Genomic DNA, 14,814 nt, shown 5'->3' with positions numbered 1-14,814 from the left:
CAGTATTATTGTGTACGTCATATTTTCAATCAGCAAGGTCAGGATAAATAATTACCAAATTAGACAAATACTCGGTGCTGCAAAGAAGGCATTTGTTGGCGCACCTGCTGCAAACGGTGCGGATTTATCTCAGCTACGGCAACTCCTGGTGCATCTCCTGCATTGGCTAAAATTACTCCCCAAGGATCGATAATCATGGCATGACCATGAGTGTAGCGACGCTCATAATGATTTCCTGTTTGGGCAGGAGCAATTACATAACAAGTATTTTCGATCGCTCTTGCCTGTAATAATATTTGCCAGTGGTCTTTTCCCGTGTAGGCAGTAAAGGCAGCAGGAATAAACAACACATCTGCACCCTGACGAGATAGATAGCGATAAAATTCGGGAAAGCGAACGTCATAACAGATCGATAGCCCTAGCTTACCTATATCTTCTGATTCATAGATAGGGGGAATTTCTTGACCAGCCATAACGGTGCTGGATTCTTGATAAGTGTTGCCGTCGGGTACATCTACGTCAAACAGGTGAACCTTCTGATAGTGAGCTACCTGCTGACCATCTGGAGTAATTAAGACTGCGGTATTGTAAGCTTTATCAGCATTGTCGGCGACTGGCACGGGGAAGCCACCACCCAAAATCGTGATTTGAAATCTCTGCGCCATTTTTTTGAGAAACTGCTCGCTTTTTAGCGCAATTTCTTTTGCTTGTGCCACTTTATCGACTTCTTTGCCCAAGAAAGCAAAATTCTCTGGTAGGCTAACTAATTCTGCCCCTTGGCGTACTGCTAGTTCGATTAATTCCTCTGCTTGGATCAAGTTTTTCGCGAGGTCTGGTTTGCTGGTCATTTGAACAGCGGCGGCAAGATATGACTTCATGGAGAGACTTAATTGTTTAGTTTAGTTTTCTAGGATATAGCTCAAAGGGGAATTTTATAAGCTGTATTTATTTAGAGAGAAAATCCTTCAGGCAACAACTCTTTGATAGTTAAGCTGCGCCATCCCTGACTTGCCAGAAAAATAACTCGAGCATCCTGTCCAAATTCCCAAATTACTTGCCGACAAGCACCACAAGGAGAACAGGAAACACTTTGGCTGTTTGCTACAGCGATCGCTTTTAACTTCATTGTATCGCTTTCGTCGCCGATTATGGCATTGGCGATCGCATTTCTTTCGGCACACATAGTCAAACCGTAGGAGGCATTTTCGATATTACAGCCTGAGAAAATTTTACCCGTAGCAGTTAGCACGGCTGCACCCACCCGAAACTGAGAATAAGGTGCATAAGCACTATCCATAGCTTGAGTCGCAACTTCAATGAGTTGTTGTTCTAATTTTGTTAATTCATTTAACACACCAGCAGATAATACCTCTTGCTCTTAATTTATTTTCCTACCATTGAAACCAAATTGCGCTTAATTTCTGGTCTTCCTTGGGCAACGGAATCTGCCAGCGAATGCAGCATGATTTGCGTTGTTTCCCAATTAACACAGGCATCAGTAATACTCTGACCATATACCGTAGGTTTGCCATCTTGAGGTATAGATTGACTTCCTGCGACTAAATGGCTTTCAATCATTACTCCCACAATATGCTGTGAACCTGTTTCAATCTGCTGATTAATGTTATTTAACACAGTGGTTTGTTTGGTAAAGTCTTTACTGCTGTTGCCGTGACTGCAATCAATCATTAGGCGAGAATTCATCGCTTTTTGTTTCAAAGCATTGCTAGCTGCTTCAGTATCATTAGCTTCATAGTTTGGTTTAACTGCACCACCTCGCAATACTAAGTGTCCATCAGGGTTGCCAGTTGTCCTAACGATACTAGCTAGTCCATCTTGGTTGATGCCCAAAAAATGATGCGGAATTTTAGCGGTTAACATCGCATTAATCGCCGCCTTGAAACTACCATCTGTGCCGTTTTTGTAGCCCACTGGCATCGATAAACCAGAAGCCATTTGACGGTGAATTTGACTTTCTGTCGTTCTGGCACCAATAGCCGTCCAGCAGATAAGATCGGCAATGTACTGTGGCGTAATTGGATCGAGCAATTCTGTGGCAGCGGGTAAGCCAATCTCAGCTAAGTCAAGTAATAACTTCCTCGCTGTTCTCAAACCTGTATTAATATCGTAGCTATTATCTAAATGAGGATCGTTAATTAATCCTTTCCAACCAACGGTAGTGCGAGGCTTTTCAAAGTAAACCCGCATAACGATTTCGAGTTGGTCCTGAAACTGCGATCGCAATTTTGCCAGTCTCTCTCCATATTCTTTCGCTGCTGCAACGTCATGTATGGAACAAGGTCCAACTACGACAAGTACTCTTTTATCCTTTCCTTCTAGAATATTACGAATGCGATCGCGAGTTTGCGCTACCAATTGAGCAACTTCTTCAGCTATCGGTAATTCGCTTTTAATAAATGCGGGGCTTAACAATGGTCTGGTTTCAATAACGTGTAGATCGCTGGTAATATCCATTTATTCAATATTGCTTCTTTTATAATTTTAGATTTAGAAAGCTACGGGCAAACAAAGTTCTAATAATGTGCTGCTGACAACCAGGTTCTATTTTGGTTGCTTCAACCCAATTTTAATTTTGATATAGTCTGCATTTTTTAACAACAGCAATTTTTAACTGTTCACTTCTAATTTAAGTTAAACCATGCTGCAAAAGAACCAGGTACGGTTATCCTGTAAAAGTTATCAATAAAACGTACATATTGTCAGCAAAACTTCATAAGCACCTATGTTGCTTTTCTTACCGCCGTTATATTTCGTCTTGATATGCGATCGCAATATTACTGCATCTTATTGAAATAAACAGCAAGAGCATTACATTATAATTTGAAAAAATGCTCATACACTTACTTTGGACAAAAAAACTGCAATGAAAGAAACCTTTAAAGATGTAAAGATAGGAGAAATTTCTAATTTAATATCTAAGCTGGGATTATCGTCTGAGCAGGTAGTTAATATAACTATAGAACAGACAGATACTACTTTAACTGATGTTCTAGACCGCCTTGGTAAAAATGCTCAAAAGAAAGGATTAACCGCAGAAAAACTCAACGAATTATTAGCGGATGAATCCTGAACCAGTTGTTGTTGATACTAATGTTTTAATTAGTGCTGCACTAAGCCCTAATCGTATACCTAGAAAAACAATTAACCTTATCGCCAACGGCAATTTTGTAATCATCCAGAGTGAAGCCACTTATCAAGAATTAACTACTCGAATTCAGAAGAAAAAATTTGATAAATACATTTCTAATGTAGACCGCAAAATATTTTTAACTGTTGTTGAAAAGAACAGTAAATTTATTTCGGTGTCGCATCAAACTACTATTTGTATTGATGCCGATGATAACAAATTTTTGGAATTGGCTGTCTCTGGTATGGCTAGATATGTAGTTACTGGAGACAATGATTTACTATGTCTACAGAGCTATCAAGATATCAATATCATTACTGCTGCTGATTTCCTTAATTTAAGCCAGAGGCAAGCTTAGTTAATCAATTGTTAATATGCGATCGCAATACGATCCCATCACGTTTTTAAGGCGATCGCCTTTACCATTTTGAGGGGCGATCTGGATGTAATCGATCTAAATTCCACGACAGGGGATTATTAACGATAAACATCTTTTCTGTGTCTTACTCTGGTAACAACAATTTTTTGCGTCGAGTCATCGATCTGTTGACATACTCACCGCCCTATAAGGACGGTGATTCTGGGTTCAAACAGCAATAGCTTCGGTGAGAAGTCTAACATCGCCTAACCCAAGAGAAGATGCCCCTTCTCTTTGCAGATTAACTGCTGCGTTCAAATCTCTTTGAATGCCTTTGGTATTGCAACCAAGGCAATCCCAAGTTTTATCCTTCAAACTTAAATCTTTGTTGATATGTCCACAATGCGAACAGGTTTTAGAGCTTGGGTAGAACCGATCTACAAAGTGAATCAGCTTGCCTTTGTTCGTAGCAACAGTTTTAAGTATTTTTAAGAAAGTAGCAAAACTCAGGTCGCTAACTTTTCTTCCCCATAGCCGTTTCATACCATTTAAGTTTAAGTCTTCAAAAATCAGTACATCATATTGGTTAGTTAACTTGTGCGCCAACTTCCAAAACCAGTCCTTTCTCTTGTTAGAAATATCTTCATAGACTCGACTGAGGTTGTCTTTAGCTTTGTACCAATTATTTGAACCTTTTTTCTTGCTTGATAGTTTACGGTTAGCGGCTTTTAACCTGTTACGAGATTGATTGAAAAATAAAGGAGATTGAATAGTTTTTCCATCGTTTACCGTTAGAAATGTTCGCAATCCATAATCAAAGCCTGCCATCTTACCAGTCACGACTCCGAAAGATTCTTGCACATAATCAGTTACAACTAGGATAAACAAGTCCCCTAGATTGTTCCTTTTAACAGTTAACGTCTTAACTTTTCCTTCTATTTCTCGACTTTTTGAAAACTTATAAACAATAGTGCCAATGCGTATTTTATTACCCGACAAAAACTTATATCCAGCTTGCTTAAGAGTGAAAGACTTGTACTTTCTAGTCTTTTTAAAATTAGGGGGTCTGGTTCCTCGTTTATGCTGTTTAAAAAATAACTGATAGGCTTTCTCGATTCGCTGGCAGATATCCTGTACAGCCTGAGAACCTACCTGTTGCCAGTATTTAATACGCTTTCTTAATTTGGCAATATGCTTCATGAGTCGGTACTGACTCAAGTGTTTACCAAACATTTTGTAGTATCGCTTATGCAAAGCAATACAATGATTGTAGATGCTTCCGCTAGCGTTTATCTGCCAATGGATACGTCTATTTTGCTTGGTTTTATACAACTTGAATCTGTACGTTTTCATGTGCGAAGCGGTATCCTTTAGGATTCACTTATTTTACCATGAATGTAGTACGCACAATCGCGCCTTTAGGGCGAGGCTTTAGACCCATTTATTAAAAGGTAAACCAGTCTGTATTCACCAACTCGACAACGATACAAATCATCATTTCCTTTAAGCTTAATTACTCCTGAAAGGCGAGGATCTTCAATGAGTTGTTCGATCTTATTAGCTATGCGATGCTGCAATTCCAATGGTAGTTTTTTAAGTTCTTTGGCTGCTGAATATTTAAAGCTGATGCTGTATTGAGGCATAATATTTTATTCATTTAGCTCAAGCTCTGCTTTAAGCTCATCCCAACTAACTTCTGCTTCATCTTGACGAGAACGAGAAATCATGATGTCATAAAAATCTTCCCATAAATCTCCCCACTCGTTCAAATCAATTAATACAGCAGTTTTTTCACCTTCTTCATTGACTAAAAACTGAACGCCTTCCATAATTGTTGCTCTCATAAAATAGCTTAATTCAATTGTACTTATAAAACTTGAGAATATCTGTCGGGCGATCGCCTTTACCATTTTGAGGGGCGATCTGGATGTAATCGATCTAAATCCCACAACAGGGGATTATTAACAATATACTGACGAATTTTATCCATCGCATTCTTCGCCCCCCGCCCCCCAATTCTGGGGGAGAAGATATTACTCTTTTGCCCCCCAGCCCCTAATTCTGGGGGAGAAGATAATTTAAAGTCCCCCAAGCTTGGGGGATTTAGGGGGCATTGACTTTGCCATATCGTTGTTCCTGGCGCGTCGCGCAATATGTTGATTTTTTTGGTGGAAACGGTTTTGAATGCACCAATTAAACGCCCCAATGGTTTACGTTGTTGATTGATCGCATTGGCGCTGTGGCGTTCGTCGATCATGGGGACGTTTGGCGCATTGATCGTATGGTTGGTATGCCGTGGGTTGATCGTAGGGGCGTTTCCCCTAAAGGATTAGCTTCGCGTCGCGAAACGCCCCTACAGGGTTTATCGGTAATTACCATAATGGCGTGAAAATGATTGGGCATCACAATCCATTCATCGGTATGCAAATATGAATGTTGTTGACACAACCATTGATATGTTTCGGCAATAATCGCACCATATTGATTCAAAATCATCTGTCCATCAATAATTTCGCCGAATAAACATTGCCGTTGATATGCGCAAATGGTCACGAAATAGGCCCCTGGTTGGCTGTAATCATATCCAGGTAATCGGAGCGATCGCCTGTGGTGTCGATCGGGGTTGTATTTCATGGGTTTTAATCCTGTTATGGCGTTAATTGATGGTGAACGCCTCTACAGGGTTTATCGGTGTTTATGTCGGGTCGATCGCAAATGATTACGATCGTGTGCAAATGTTGGATATTAGAATCGGTCGATCATGTACGACGGTGTTTTTCAGGAACTGTAACGGTTACACCTTGGGGGGTCAATTGAATTTCGCCACCCAGTCTTTCGATATTATCAACTGCTCTTTGACGAGTAATATCATCCTTGGCGTTAGTTAACAATTGAAACCATGAACCAATTTGTGCTTCAACACTATCAGGATTATCTGCCAAAAAATTAGACATTGATTTCATACGCGCAGCAACGGCTTTGCTTCTGTCATCATCATAGTAACTCGCCCATTCAATACCTTTGTCGTAAGAACGTTTAGCAGCCTTTGAATCACCTAAAAATAATAATTCATCAATCGCTTTATATATCCATAAAATATAAGAATCAGGATGAGATTGTGGCGTAATAGATGCTAAACCTTGTTCGATCAAAGTTGTACTAACTTGAGGATCTCCAGCAAATGCAGAGGTAGCAGGAGACATCATAAAGTATGCTTCGACAAAGCGAGGATCGTTTTTAACTACGGTTTTGAAATAATCAGTTGTAGCTGCATAGCCAGTATGTTGTCTAACATCACCATCGCCAAAATAAACCAAAAACTTTAAAAATGCCCAGTCGGCAATTAAATTCTTATAGCTAAAACCAGGCATCTTTGCTAATAAACTCGCTGTTGTTTGATCTTTTGATTCTTGTCGATTATGATCTTCTTGAGTTAACTTATTTTTAGCTTCTAATTGCGGTTTTTGTAAATATATAATTCCGCTAATAAAAGAAATAGATAGTAATATATTTAAAATTAATTTCTTTACTTTAGAATTCATAATTAATTACTATAAAAATAAACAATAAAACTACTGAATCTTATTGCCCCTATTACAAGTTCGATCGGCTTGAGCAGTTACACTAGAAGTTGTTCCGTCACTATCAACTCCTGTGGCAATACACAAAGTTTGACTATACTGAGGAGCGTTATAATATACTCCAACAGAAAAATCTCTAGCGCGATCATTGCTTGGATTAGTAGCGTATGCTGTATGAATTGCTTTACTTTGATTGGCAGTATTATCTGTTGTAAATGCGTAATATTCTCCTGAAATACCTATGCCGACAACATTTATATCGTTACCGTTATAAAAGGTTTTGTTTTCAAAATGGTATCCTTGCTGGGAACGAGCAAGTACACCTAAAGTAATTTTTGCTTCTGTTTCTCTGGCTTTACCTATTTGACCTAATAAATTAGGTAAAGCAACAGCAGCTAATATTCCAACAATAATGACTACTACTAATAATTCGATTAAAGTAAATCCCTGATTATTATTACTAGATATTATTCTTTTAAAAAAAATGTAATTATTATTTTTTTTATTGTTAACCATAGTTTTTATTTCAAAAAAAATATGTCAGAAGAATAACAAAAATGATTGCAAACCTCTGACATATAGCAGTAAAATTAAGCTCATAAAATATACTGAACGTCTATTTTATTAAATTACCACCAGTACAAGCAGGAGTTGCAGGAGTTGCAGTGACTAAACTTTCAGTACCTGCTGAAGTTCTTGTAGTACCAGTATCTTTTCCAGTAGCTACGCACATAGCAGTCTTGAATGCACCACCAGAGTAGTTTACGCCTGCGGCAAAATCACGAGTTCCATCATTATCGGGATTTTTGGCAACAGCAACGAAGGTTGAATTAGTAGCATTACCACCATCAGCAGTTTTGTTTCCGTAGTCATAAAATTCAACACCAGGGACTACTCCTAATGCAGCTTCAGTACCTAAAAAATCATTAGTGGCGGTAGCTACTTCTCCATAAAACTTACTTGCTTCTAAATGATAAGCTTGTTGAGCGCGGTTCATTGCGCCCATAGCAGTTTTCGCTTCAGACTCACGGGCTTTACCAACTTGACCAAGTAAGTTAGGCAAGGCAACGGCAGCCAATACACCGATGATAATTACAACTACCAATAATTCAATTAAAGTAAAACCTTTGTTGCCTTTTTTGATACGTAAGTTGTTTAATAATTTAGCAGTAAATACGTTATTCATGTCTATATCCTTCGATTAATAAAAATTTGTTTGTGTGTTTGTTTTATGTTTTTGTTTTCCTATTTAGAAATTACCCAACATATCGATAAAACATATCATTATTAAAAAAGTTTTTTTAGAATTTTTTGCTAATAGTTAACTAGATTTATGCAGCGATCCAAATCACATTTTCAATAGACATTTGAAGAGGATTAAATTAATAGTTTTAATTACTTTGCTCACTAAAAGTCCCCCATTGTTGGGGGATTTAGGGGGCTATTGGTTTTCGCCCTCAAGTTTGGGGAGAATAGTTGAATGGTGTTTTAGGCTGATGGATTGAAAGTGCGATCGTGAGACTAGATTTTGCGGGTTAGAAGTTAAACTAAAAGTCTCCCATTGTTGGGGGATTTAGGGGGCGGGATAAGCTGGGTTGATAGCCCCCGACGCGAAGCTAATCCTTTAGGGCTAGCCCCCCAAGTTTGGGGGGAACGGTTAAATTGCGAGTTGTCAGGATGAGGATTTATAGTTTTACTTTCTCGCTACCTTAACTTTAAGGGTAAGCAGCTAAACTAAAAGTCCCCCAGTATTGGGGGATGCAAGGGGGCTAAATCCAAGTTAGTCGAGCATAAAGTGCGATCGCTCTGAAACTAGATTTTGCGGGTTAGAAGTTAAACTAAAAGTCCCCCAGAATTGGGGGATTTAGGGGGCAAATCAACAATGAACCACAAACCCAGAATTCGCGGTACAACAGCAGAGATAGAAGAAGCTGCACGGAGACTAAGAAAGAACTTAACTCCAGCAGAAGCTTATTTATGGTCTGCATTAAGGAATAAACAATTAGAAGGATTACGGTTTCGCTGTCAGCATCCTGTAGGTAATTTTATTTTGGATTTTTATTGTGCTGCTTGTAAGTTAGTTGTGGAAGTCGATGGAGAAATTCACGATCAACAAATTGATTACGATCGCGCCAGAACTAATAAGTTAGCCGAATATGGTTACAGAGTGTTGAGATTTAGTAACGAACAGGTATTAAATAATTTACCCCAGGTGATTGCAGAAATAAGACAAGCTGCTGTTTTGCCCCCCTAGCCCCTAGCCCCTAGCCCCCGACGCGAAGCTTATCCGAAGGTGTACCCTTTAGGGAATCCTTTAGGGCTAGCCCCCCAATTCTGGGGGGAATAGTTGAATGGTGTTTTAGGCTGATGAATGGAAAAGGCGATCGCGTTTTGCCCCCTAGCCCCCAATTCTGGGGGAATAGTTGAATGGTGTTTCAGGCTGATGGATTGCAAGTGCGATCGCTTTGAGACTAGATTTTGCGGGTAGGCAGTTAAACTAAAAGTCCCCCATACTTGGGGGATGCAAGGGGGCTATTGGTTTTCGCCCCCAATTTTGGGGGAATGGTTGAATGGTGTTTCAGGGTGATGGATTGCAAGTGCGATCGCATTTATGTATGAAAAAAATCGAGGTAGGGCGATCGCTTTGCGTCTATCTAAGCATCTTTAAGCTTCAAATCATAACCCTAGCCAGCTTTGCAAAGAACCTTCTAATTTTTGAGCATCCACTTTTGATAATTCACCGATAACTTTGATCGCTAATCTATTCTCGACCGTATATAGACCTCTTTTTACCGCAGTAGGAACATTTAATCCTTCTTTTAACCAATCGAGAAGCATAAACTCGCCTGATAACAACTTAGTCGTCTTACTAGTCAAAGGCACAACAATAATATCTTGAGAGGCGTGTGCTGTACTAACGACAACAGCAGGTCTTACTTTGGAGTTAGATAAATCAGAAAAGGGATAACGAACTAGGATAATATTATTCTTCGAGTAATTCGGCATAAACATCATCCTCCGTATTATCCCAAACTTTGTCTAATGATGCTTTGCTAGATTGATTCCAAAACTCAGTTTCTTTATCTGGTAGTACTGTAATTAGAACCCTAGTACCTTCTGAAAGTTCAAGCTGTTCTGGTATTTCAATTTTTCCTTGATGGACAGTAGCTAACAGTGTTTTTAACATGGGAATTTTATGGTGTGTAGACATATTTTAATTTAGCTTATTGCAATATAAATTGCGATCGCATTTCCCATGTGAAGAATTTTAGTAGGGCGATCTCCTTTATATGTAAAGGATTTGAAGTGATGCGATCGCATTTATGTATGGAAAGAATCGAGGTAGGGCGATCGCACTAGTAGCGCGTCATTAATTTGTTGGGTATTGAAAATTGGTTTGAGCCCCCTAGCCCCCTAAGCTTGAGGGAATCAGCCCAGCATTTTAGCTTAGACGCACTACTAGGGAAACTTAAAAGCTATGGCAATAATTATAGCAATATTGATATAATTACTCTTTTAGGTAAACCGTGCCAAGAACTTGCATACTGTTTTACCAAGAGAAAAAAGGCAATGCTCCTGTGGTGAAATGGTTGAGCGAACTAAGAAGCAAAAATTCCTAAGGATTTGCCAACTGTGTAGGTCGCATTCGTCAGCTTGAAAATATGGGTTATGAACTGCGCCGACCTTCAGCAGATTATCTACAGGATGGCATTTATGAGCTTCGAGCTAAACATCGCAATATCCAGTATCGAATTTTGTATTTTTTTAATGGCAAAAATATTGCTGTGCTTCATCACTCAATTATTAAAAAGAGTTCGGCTGTACCAAAAAATGAGATTGAGCTTGCAATCAAGAGAAAAGAAAAGTTTGAGCAGAATCCTGAACAACATACTTATCAAGGAGAGACAATAGATGACTAGGACAACTGACGGACTAAAAATTATTGATGCCATGATTGGCGATGATGAGAAACTACGGGAGATGTGTGAGCAGGCAACGGTGAATGCTCATGTTGCTCAGTTGATTTATGATGCCCGCAATTCAGCAGGATTAAGTCAGCAGAAATTAGCTGAGATGATTGGAACAACTCAATCGGTAATTTCTCGTTTGGAGGATGCAGATTACGAGGGGCATTCCCTCTCAATGTTAAGCCGTGTAGCTCAAGCTCTCAATCGCCAGGTAAAGATTGAGCTCATACCTATTGATTCTAAGGTTGCATAAGCTTTCAAACACAGAGCGATCGCGTTTTGCCCCCTAGCCCCCAATTCTGGAGGAAATAGTTGAATGGTGTTTCAGGGTGATGGATTGCAAGTGCGATCGCTTTGAGATTAGATTTTGCGGGTAGGCAGTTAAACTAAAAGTCCCCCATACTTGGGGGATGCAAGGGGGCTATTGGTTTTCGCCCCCAATTCTGGGGGAATGGTTGAATGGTGTTTTAGGCTGATAGATAGAAAGTGCGCTCGCTTTAAATATCTACCAATTAACAATTATTAGACCGACGACTCTATCTAATTGAACATCGCGAGTAACTAGCTTCGCTGAGTTTGCTTTTGCCATGGCAGCGACGATCGCATCTGGTAGTTTAAAGTGATATTGTTGGCGAATTGAAATGATTTGCTCGATTAGCGATCGATCTTGACTAGATAAATTAAGTACTTCTATTTGTTGTAAAAACTGGTGGAAAAGCCTGATATCAGATTCCGTTAAGCCAGAGAAGGCCAAAAATTCTAGCTGGCTGATTACAGAAATCCCGATCCATTCTGCACTTTGAAGTAATTCAACTAAGCTAAGATCTCTCTGTAGCAAGGCGATAATAGCATTAGTATCTAGGAGATAACGATTACCACTCATTCCTTAACTTTCTCTGTGTTTCTACAGCATCACCTTGCCAGCTAAGTTTTTCTGATAAATCAAAATTATAGATATTCTGTTTTTCTTCCTTCTGGGGGACAGGATTAACAATTACTATCAAATCGACCTTGCCAGCGACTAAATTGGTTGGCAAACTAATATTTAGCTTTCCTGTGTCATCAATTTCAGTAGTAAGTTTTATAACTTCCATCGTTTTTTATATGTGGCAATGAAACTTGAATTCAATGATAGCAATTTAGAACTGGTCAGATATATGGTGTTTTAGGCTAATGGATAGAAAGTGCGATCGCCTTTTGCCCCCTAGCCCCCAATTCTGAGGGAATAGTTGAATGGTGTTTCAGGCTGATGGATTGAAAGTGCGATCGCACTGCTACAAAAGCTGTATGTAGTGAATTAAAGAAATGCGATCGCCTACCAGTCAACGATTATGAAGTTTTGATGACTCCCAATAGCAATATTTTTGGTAGAGAAAAAAATCACTGTTCGTTGCAATTGGAAATGGAAAGTCAAGCTGACATTATTTACACAGAAGAAACACTTTTGCAGTTTATGCTCAGAAAAGCTAAATTAACTACTAATCTCTAATTTCGTTATTAGGCAGCTACCCTGATAGCCAAAGATATTTTTCCACAAGTAAGTGCAGATAATACAAAGTTAAGAGATAAAAAAATCAAGAAGACTTAAACTCGAGCAATTTTTTACTTTTGCCTCTTGCCTGGTTAACAAGGTGTCTAGCGTTCTTTTTTCTATTCCATAGATGTTTTCTATAGTTGTTACTCACATACCCATAATATTTACAATAAAAGTTGATTCTGCAAATTAATATTGACATTTATATCAAATATAGCTGGACCTAGTGTTTAGCTATACTAAGCTAGATATAATTACACTCTAAAATCCAATCGAATGCCGAGCGACAGATGTGGATAAGCAGCATTTTTTAGACTTGGCTTTGTCTATATAATGCAGCAATCTACCATTGAGTTAAACAATAGTTAAAGACAAATTACCAGTTAAATAATTTTCATATCTAATAGCACTTGAAAAGTATCACGATATCTGAAGTATATGGCTAACGCTCATAATTCTCATAGTTCACTAACAAACTCTCAAATCGATCTTTTGCAGCAAGAATGGACAGAGCATCATCGTTTTCATGACCGTGGAGAATATCCCTGTCCCGTATGTCGTCATGGCAAAGTTACAGAAATGCCGTTAATGGAAACTTTTTCTTGTAATTTTTGTCAGCATATTTTTACGACTAACTTTGATAAACAGTTGCTTAAGATGGTAGATAGTCAACTTCCTCTGACATGGTACTGGAATGGCAAAATCTGGAAGGGAATCCATCGAGAAGGTGCTGAGGTGGGATGGGCTTATATATTATTTGCTTTGGCTTTTGTGCTAGTTCCCACATCAATCATTGGAACAGGTTTATATTTGTTTCCGCCCATGAATGGAAGCTTGCTATCTTGGCTTCCTCTAACTTGGACAATTTTGACCTTCTGCGCTCACCTGTCTTGTATTATTTGGCTCATTATTGAGTATTATCAGTTCCCAATTTTTCTTTATGTTAGAGCTTTAAAAACAAAGCTATCTACGCTGGATAATTGAACCATAATTATTTAAGTCAATAGTTGTCAATAGTTAATTTGACCCACTCCCACGCATAAATGCAGTGGGATTCGGGGGTTAAACAGCAATTGCATCTTGAAGATGTCTGACATCGCCTAGCCCCAAGGTTGAAGCCCCAACCTTTTGAATCACTTGGCTAGCATTTGAGTCACGCCCATGCTTGGTAGAGCATCCAGGGCATACCCAATAACGTTCTTTTAGCTCAATTTTATCTAAAACATAATCGCATTTGTGACAAGTTTTAGTACTCGGATACCAGCGGTCTATGTAGCTAACTATTTTCCCTTTCTTGGTTGCTACAAAATCTAGTATCTTGAGAAATTCAGCGAACGCTAAGTCACTAATCTGGCGACCCCACAAACGCTGCATTCCTTTCAGATTAAGTGTCTCGAAAAACAAGTAGTCGAATTTATTAGTCAACTCAAGTGCTAGTTTCCAAAACCAGTCACGACGACGATTGACTACTTTTTCGTGAACTCTAACTAAATGTTTCCGAGCTTTTTCTCGGTTATTAGAACGTTTCTTTTTCCGAGAATGATTTTTGCCAGCCAATTTTAATTCTTTTAAAGACTGTTTTAAGAATAGTGGTGAATGTATTTCAGTGTTGTTAGAGCAAGTCAGAAAAACCTTACATCCAAAGTCAAAACCCGCGTTGTTACCTGTCGTTATTCCAACTTGACTGTCTATATAATCTGTTACTACAAAAACGAACAATTCCCCTAAAGGATTGCGTTTAATAGTGATGGTTTTGATTTTTCCTTCTATGTCTCTACTCGAACAATATTTAAATACTCTTTTGCCTATTCTTAACTGATTAACATCTAAAAATTTGTAGCCAGCTTGTTTTAAAGTTATTGATTTGTACTTAATTCTTTTTCTAAAGTTTGGTGGTCTTACCCCTTTGGAATGATGTTTAAAAAACAATTGATAGGCTCGGTCTATGCGCTGCACTATGTCTTGAACGCCTTGCGAACCTATAAGCTTCCAATACTCATTTTTGTTTCTGAGTTTGGCTATGTGTTTCATTAACTTATTTTTGTTCAAATACTTACCAAAAGCGCGATAATAGCGTTTGTGCAAAGCTATGCAGTGGTTATAAATATTTCCCGCTACATTTATCGTGCGATGCAAATGCCTATTCCGTTTATGTTGATATAGCTTGAATCTATAAGTCTTCATGTGTTTATTGTACAATACTATAGACACATTTATAACCTAGA

General features: G+C 38.7%; 25 protein-coding genes. 7 read left to right on the top strand and 18 right to left on the bottom strand.

What is annotated here, in order from left to right; all coding sequences use genetic code 11:
• Positions 1-59: 59 nt before the first annotated feature.
• From V6C71_26090 to V6C71_26080, 3 genes are all read right to left on the bottom strand, one after another.
• Positions 60-878 (bottom strand): carbon-nitrogen hydrolase family protein, encoded by an 819-nt coding sequence (locus V6C71_26090; protein ID HEY9771929.1) that lies wholly within the window; start codon positions 876-878, stop codon positions 60-62.
• Between the two features lie 71 nt (positions 879-949).
• Entirely contained in the window at positions 950-1,354 is a 405-nt protein-coding gene (gene cdd / locus V6C71_26085; GenBank protein HEY9771928.1) for a cytidine deaminase, read from the bottom strand.
• 29 nt (positions 1,355-1,383) lie between these two features.
• Positions 1,384-2,475 (bottom strand): 3-deoxy-7-phosphoheptulonate synthase, encoded by a 1,092-nt coding sequence (locus tag V6C71_26080; protein HEY9771927.1) that lies wholly within the window; start codon positions 2,473-2,475, stop codon positions 1,384-1,386.
• 409 nt (positions 2,476-2,884) lie between these two features.
• Between V6C71_26080 and V6C71_26075 the strand changes: the two genes are divergently transcribed.
• Both V6C71_26075 and V6C71_26070 read left to right on the top strand, forming a co-directional pair.
• Positions 2,885-3,091 carry a hypothetical protein gene (locus V6C71_26075; protein ID HEY9771926.1) on the top strand — a complete coding sequence of 69 codons (207 nt, stop codon included), beginning with the start codon at positions 2,885-2,887 and terminating at the stop codon, positions 3,089-3,091.
• A complete protein-coding gene (locus V6C71_26070) occupies positions 3,081-3,506 on the top strand; it encodes a putative toxin-antitoxin system toxin component, PIN family (protein HEY9771925.1) in 426 nt (141 codons plus the stop codon). Before V6C71_26075 ends, V6C71_26070 begins: the two co-directional genes overlap by 11 nt.
• Before the next feature lie 228 nt (positions 3,507-3,734).
• Here V6C71_26070 and V6C71_26065 read toward each other — a convergent pair whose 3' ends face one another.
• The 8 genes from V6C71_26065 to V6C71_26030 form a co-directional block, all read right to left on the bottom strand.
• Positions 3,735-4,859 carry a transposase gene (locus tag V6C71_26065; GenBank protein HEY9771924.1) on the bottom strand — a complete coding sequence of 375 codons (1,125 nt, stop codon included), beginning with the start codon at positions 4,857-4,859 and terminating at the stop codon, positions 3,735-3,737.
• Positions 4,860-4,924: 65 nt separating this feature from the next.
• Complete coding sequence (locus tag V6C71_26060) at positions 4,925-5,149, bottom strand: type II toxin-antitoxin system RelE/ParE family toxin (protein ID HEY9771923.1); 225 nt, start codon at positions 5,147-5,149, stop codon at positions 4,925-4,927.
• Between the two features lie 6 nt (positions 5,150-5,155).
• Entirely contained in the window at positions 5,156-5,350 is a 195-nt protein-coding gene (locus V6C71_26055) for a hypothetical protein (GenBank protein ID HEY9771922.1), read from the bottom strand.
• Between the two features lie 59 nt (positions 5,351-5,409).
• Positions 5,410-5,763 carry a hypothetical protein gene (locus V6C71_26050; protein HEY9771921.1) on the bottom strand — a complete coding sequence of 118 codons (354 nt, stop codon included), beginning with the start codon at positions 5,761-5,763 and terminating at the stop codon, positions 5,410-5,412.
• On the bottom strand, positions 5,760-6,140 hold the full coding sequence (locus V6C71_26045; protein HEY9771920.1) for a hypothetical protein: 381 nt from the start codon (positions 6,138-6,140) through the stop codon (positions 5,760-5,762). The genes V6C71_26050 and V6C71_26045 overlap by 4 nt, the downstream gene beginning before the upstream one ends.
• Before the next feature lie 125 nt (positions 6,141-6,265).
• Entirely contained in the window at positions 6,266-7,048 is a 783-nt protein-coding gene (locus V6C71_26040; protein HEY9771919.1) for a hypothetical protein, read from the bottom strand.
• A gap of 30 nt (positions 7,049-7,078) precedes the next feature.
• A complete protein-coding gene (locus tag V6C71_26035) occupies positions 7,079-7,603 on the bottom strand; it encodes a prepilin-type N-terminal cleavage/methylation domain-containing protein (GenBank protein HEY9771918.1) in 525 nt (174 codons plus the stop codon).
• Positions 7,604-7,703: 100 nt separating this feature from the next.
• Positions 7,704-8,273 carry a type IV pilin-like G/H family protein gene (locus V6C71_26030; GenBank protein ID HEY9771917.1) on the bottom strand — a complete coding sequence of 190 codons (570 nt, stop codon included), beginning with the start codon at positions 8,271-8,273 and terminating at the stop codon, positions 7,704-7,706.
• A gap of 696 nt (positions 8,274-8,969) precedes the next feature.
• Here V6C71_26030 and V6C71_26025 point away from each other — a divergent pair.
• Positions 8,970-9,341 (top strand): endonuclease domain-containing protein, encoded by a 372-nt coding sequence (locus V6C71_26025; protein HEY9771916.1) that lies wholly within the window; start codon positions 8,970-8,972, stop codon positions 9,339-9,341.
• 29 nt (positions 9,342-9,370) lie between these two features.
• Here the strand turns inward: V6C71_26025 and V6C71_26020 are convergent, their stop codons facing one another.
• The 3 genes from V6C71_26020 to V6C71_26010 form a co-directional block, all read right to left on the bottom strand.
• Positions 9,371-9,541, bottom strand: a complete 171-nt coding sequence (locus V6C71_26020; GenBank protein ID HEY9771915.1) for a hypothetical protein — start codon at positions 9,539-9,541, stop codon at positions 9,371-9,373.
• A gap of 222 nt (positions 9,542-9,763) precedes the next feature.
• Complete coding sequence (locus tag V6C71_26015) at positions 9,764-10,093, bottom strand: type II toxin-antitoxin system PemK/MazF family toxin (GenBank protein ID HEY9771914.1); 330 nt, start codon at positions 10,091-10,093, stop codon at positions 9,764-9,766.
• Entirely contained in the window at positions 10,071-10,298 is a 228-nt protein-coding gene (locus V6C71_26010) for a hypothetical protein (protein ID HEY9771913.1), read from the bottom strand. The genes V6C71_26015 and V6C71_26010 overlap by 23 nt, the downstream gene beginning before the upstream one ends.
• A gap of 433 nt (positions 10,299-10,731) precedes the next feature.
• On the opposite strand from V6C71_26010, the gene V6C71_26005 reads away from it, so the two are divergent.
• Both V6C71_26005 and V6C71_26000 read left to right on the top strand, forming a co-directional pair.
• Positions 10,732-11,007 (top strand): type II toxin-antitoxin system RelE/ParE family toxin, encoded by a 276-nt coding sequence (locus V6C71_26005; GenBank protein HEY9771912.1) that lies wholly within the window; start codon positions 10,732-10,734, stop codon positions 11,005-11,007.
• A complete protein-coding gene (locus V6C71_26000) occupies positions 11,000-11,308 on the top strand; it encodes a helix-turn-helix transcriptional regulator (GenBank protein HEY9771911.1) in 309 nt (102 codons plus the stop codon). Before V6C71_26005 ends, V6C71_26000 begins: the two co-directional genes overlap by 8 nt.
• Positions 11,309-11,560: 252 nt before the next feature.
• Here V6C71_26000 and V6C71_25995 read toward each other — a convergent pair whose 3' ends face one another.
• The 3 genes from V6C71_25995 to V6C71_25985 all read right to left on the bottom strand — a co-directional run bounded on the left by V6C71_25995 (position 11,561) and on the right by V6C71_25985 (position 12,381).
• On the bottom strand, positions 11,561-11,938 hold the full coding sequence (locus V6C71_25995) for a type II toxin-antitoxin system VapC family toxin (protein ID HEY9771910.1): 378 nt from the start codon (positions 11,936-11,938) through the stop codon (positions 11,561-11,563).
• The gene (locus tag V6C71_25990) at positions 11,928-12,149 is read right to left on the bottom strand and encodes a hypothetical protein (protein ID HEY9771909.1); all 222 of its coding nucleotides are present in this window, start codon (positions 12,147-12,149) and stop codon (positions 11,928-11,930) included. Before V6C71_25990 ends, V6C71_25995 begins: the two co-directional genes overlap by 11 nt.
• 76 nt (positions 12,150-12,225) lie before the next feature.
• Positions 12,226-12,381, bottom strand: a complete 156-nt coding sequence (locus V6C71_25985; GenBank protein HEY9771908.1) for a hypothetical protein — start codon at positions 12,379-12,381, stop codon at positions 12,226-12,228.
• 16 nt (positions 12,382-12,397) lie between these two features.
• Between V6C71_25985 and V6C71_25980 the strand changes: the two genes are divergently transcribed.
• Complete coding sequence (locus V6C71_25980; GenBank protein ID HEY9771907.1) at positions 12,398-12,544, top strand: hypothetical protein; 147 nt, start codon at positions 12,398-12,400, stop codon at positions 12,542-12,544.
• A gap of 483 nt (positions 12,545-13,027) precedes the next feature.
• Positions 13,028-13,573, top strand: a complete 546-nt coding sequence (locus V6C71_25975) for a hypothetical protein (GenBank protein ID HEY9771906.1) — start codon at positions 13,028-13,030, stop codon at positions 13,571-13,573.
• A 78-nt stretch (positions 13,574-13,651) separates the two neighbouring features.
• Here the strand turns inward: V6C71_25975 and V6C71_25970 are convergent, their stop codons facing one another.
• Complete coding sequence (locus tag V6C71_25970; GenBank protein HEY9771905.1) at positions 13,652-14,773, bottom strand: transposase; 1,122 nt, start codon at positions 14,771-14,773, stop codon at positions 13,652-13,654.
• Positions 14,774-14,814 lie beyond the last annotated feature (41 nt).

The sequence above is a fragment of the Coleofasciculaceae cyanobacterium genome, assembly GCA_036703275.1.
Lineage (GTDB): Bacteria > Cyanobacteriota > Cyanobacteriia > Cyanobacteriales > Xenococcaceae > Waterburya.
Note: the sequence above shows the minus strand (reverse complement) of the source record. Positions and strands in the feature narration are given on the sequence as shown.

Bases quoted from the DNA above. Each gene is read 5' to 3' on its own strand.
- V6C71_26090 (HEY9771929.1), bottom strand. From the start codon at position 878: ATGAAGTCATATCTTGCCGCCGCTGTTCAAATGACCAGCAAACCAGAC.
- V6C71_26080 (HEY9771927.1), bottom strand. From the start codon at position 2,475: ATGGATATTACCAGCGATCTACACGTTATTGAAACCAGACCATTGTTA.
- V6C71_26075 (HEY9771926.1), top strand. From the start codon at position 2,885: ATGAAAGAAACCTTTAAAGATGTAAAGATAGGAGAAATTTCTAATTTA.
- V6C71_26070 (HEY9771925.1), top strand. From the start codon at position 3,081: ATGAATCCTGAACCAGTTGTTGTTGATACTAATGTTTTAATTAGTGCT.
- V6C71_26065 (HEY9771924.1), bottom strand. From the start codon at position 4,859: ATGAAAACGTACAGATTCAAGTTGTATAAAACCAAGCAAAATAGACGT.
- V6C71_26060 (HEY9771923.1), bottom strand. From the start codon at position 5,149: ATGCCTCAATACAGCATCAGCTTTAAATATTCAGCAGCCAAAGAACTT.
- V6C71_26055 (HEY9771922.1), bottom strand. From the start codon at position 5,350: ATGAGAGCAACAATTATGGAAGGCGTTCAGTTTTTAGTCAATGAAGAA.
- V6C71_26050 (HEY9771921.1), bottom strand. From the start codon at position 5,763: ATGATCGACGAACGCCACAGCGCCAATGCGATCAATCAACAACGTAAA.
- V6C71_26045 (HEY9771920.1), bottom strand. From the start codon at position 6,140: ATGAAATACAACCCCGATCGACACCACAGGCGATCGCTCCGATTACCT.
- V6C71_26040 (HEY9771919.1), bottom strand. From the start codon at position 7,048: ATGAATTCTAAAGTAAAGAAATTAATTTTAAATATATTACTATCTATT.
- V6C71_26035 (HEY9771918.1), bottom strand. From the start codon at position 7,603: ATGGTTAACAATAAAAAAAATAATAATTACATTTTTTTTAAAAGAATA.
- V6C71_26030 (HEY9771917.1), bottom strand. From the start codon at position 8,273: ATGAATAACGTATTTACTGCTAAATTATTAAACAACTTACGTATCAAA.
- V6C71_26025 (HEY9771916.1), top strand. From the start codon at position 8,970: ATGAACCACAAACCCAGAATTCGCGGTACAACAGCAGAGATAGAAGAA.
- V6C71_26015 (HEY9771914.1), bottom strand. From the start codon at position 10,093: ATGCCGAATTACTCGAAGAATAATATTATCCTAGTTCGTTATCCCTTT.
- V6C71_26010 (HEY9771913.1), bottom strand. From the start codon at position 10,298: ATGTCTACACACCATAAAATTCCCATGTTAAAAACACTGTTAGCTACT.
- V6C71_26000 (HEY9771911.1), top strand. From the start codon at position 11,000: ATGACTAGGACAACTGACGGACTAAAAATTATTGATGCCATGATTGGC.
- V6C71_25995 (HEY9771910.1), bottom strand. From the start codon at position 11,938: ATGAGTGGTAATCGTTATCTCCTAGATACTAATGCTATTATCGCCTTG.
- V6C71_25990 (HEY9771909.1), bottom strand. From the start codon at position 12,149: ATGGAAGTTATAAAACTTACTACTGAAATTGATGACACAGGAAAGCTA.
- V6C71_25980 (HEY9771907.1), top strand. From the start codon at position 12,398: ATGACTCCCAATAGCAATATTTTTGGTAGAGAAAAAAATCACTGTTCG.
- V6C71_25975 (HEY9771906.1), top strand. From the start codon at position 13,028: ATGGCTAACGCTCATAATTCTCATAGTTCACTAACAAACTCTCAAATC.
- V6C71_25970 (HEY9771905.1), bottom strand. From the start codon at position 14,773: ATGAAGACTTATAGATTCAAGCTATATCAACATAAACGGAATAGGCAT.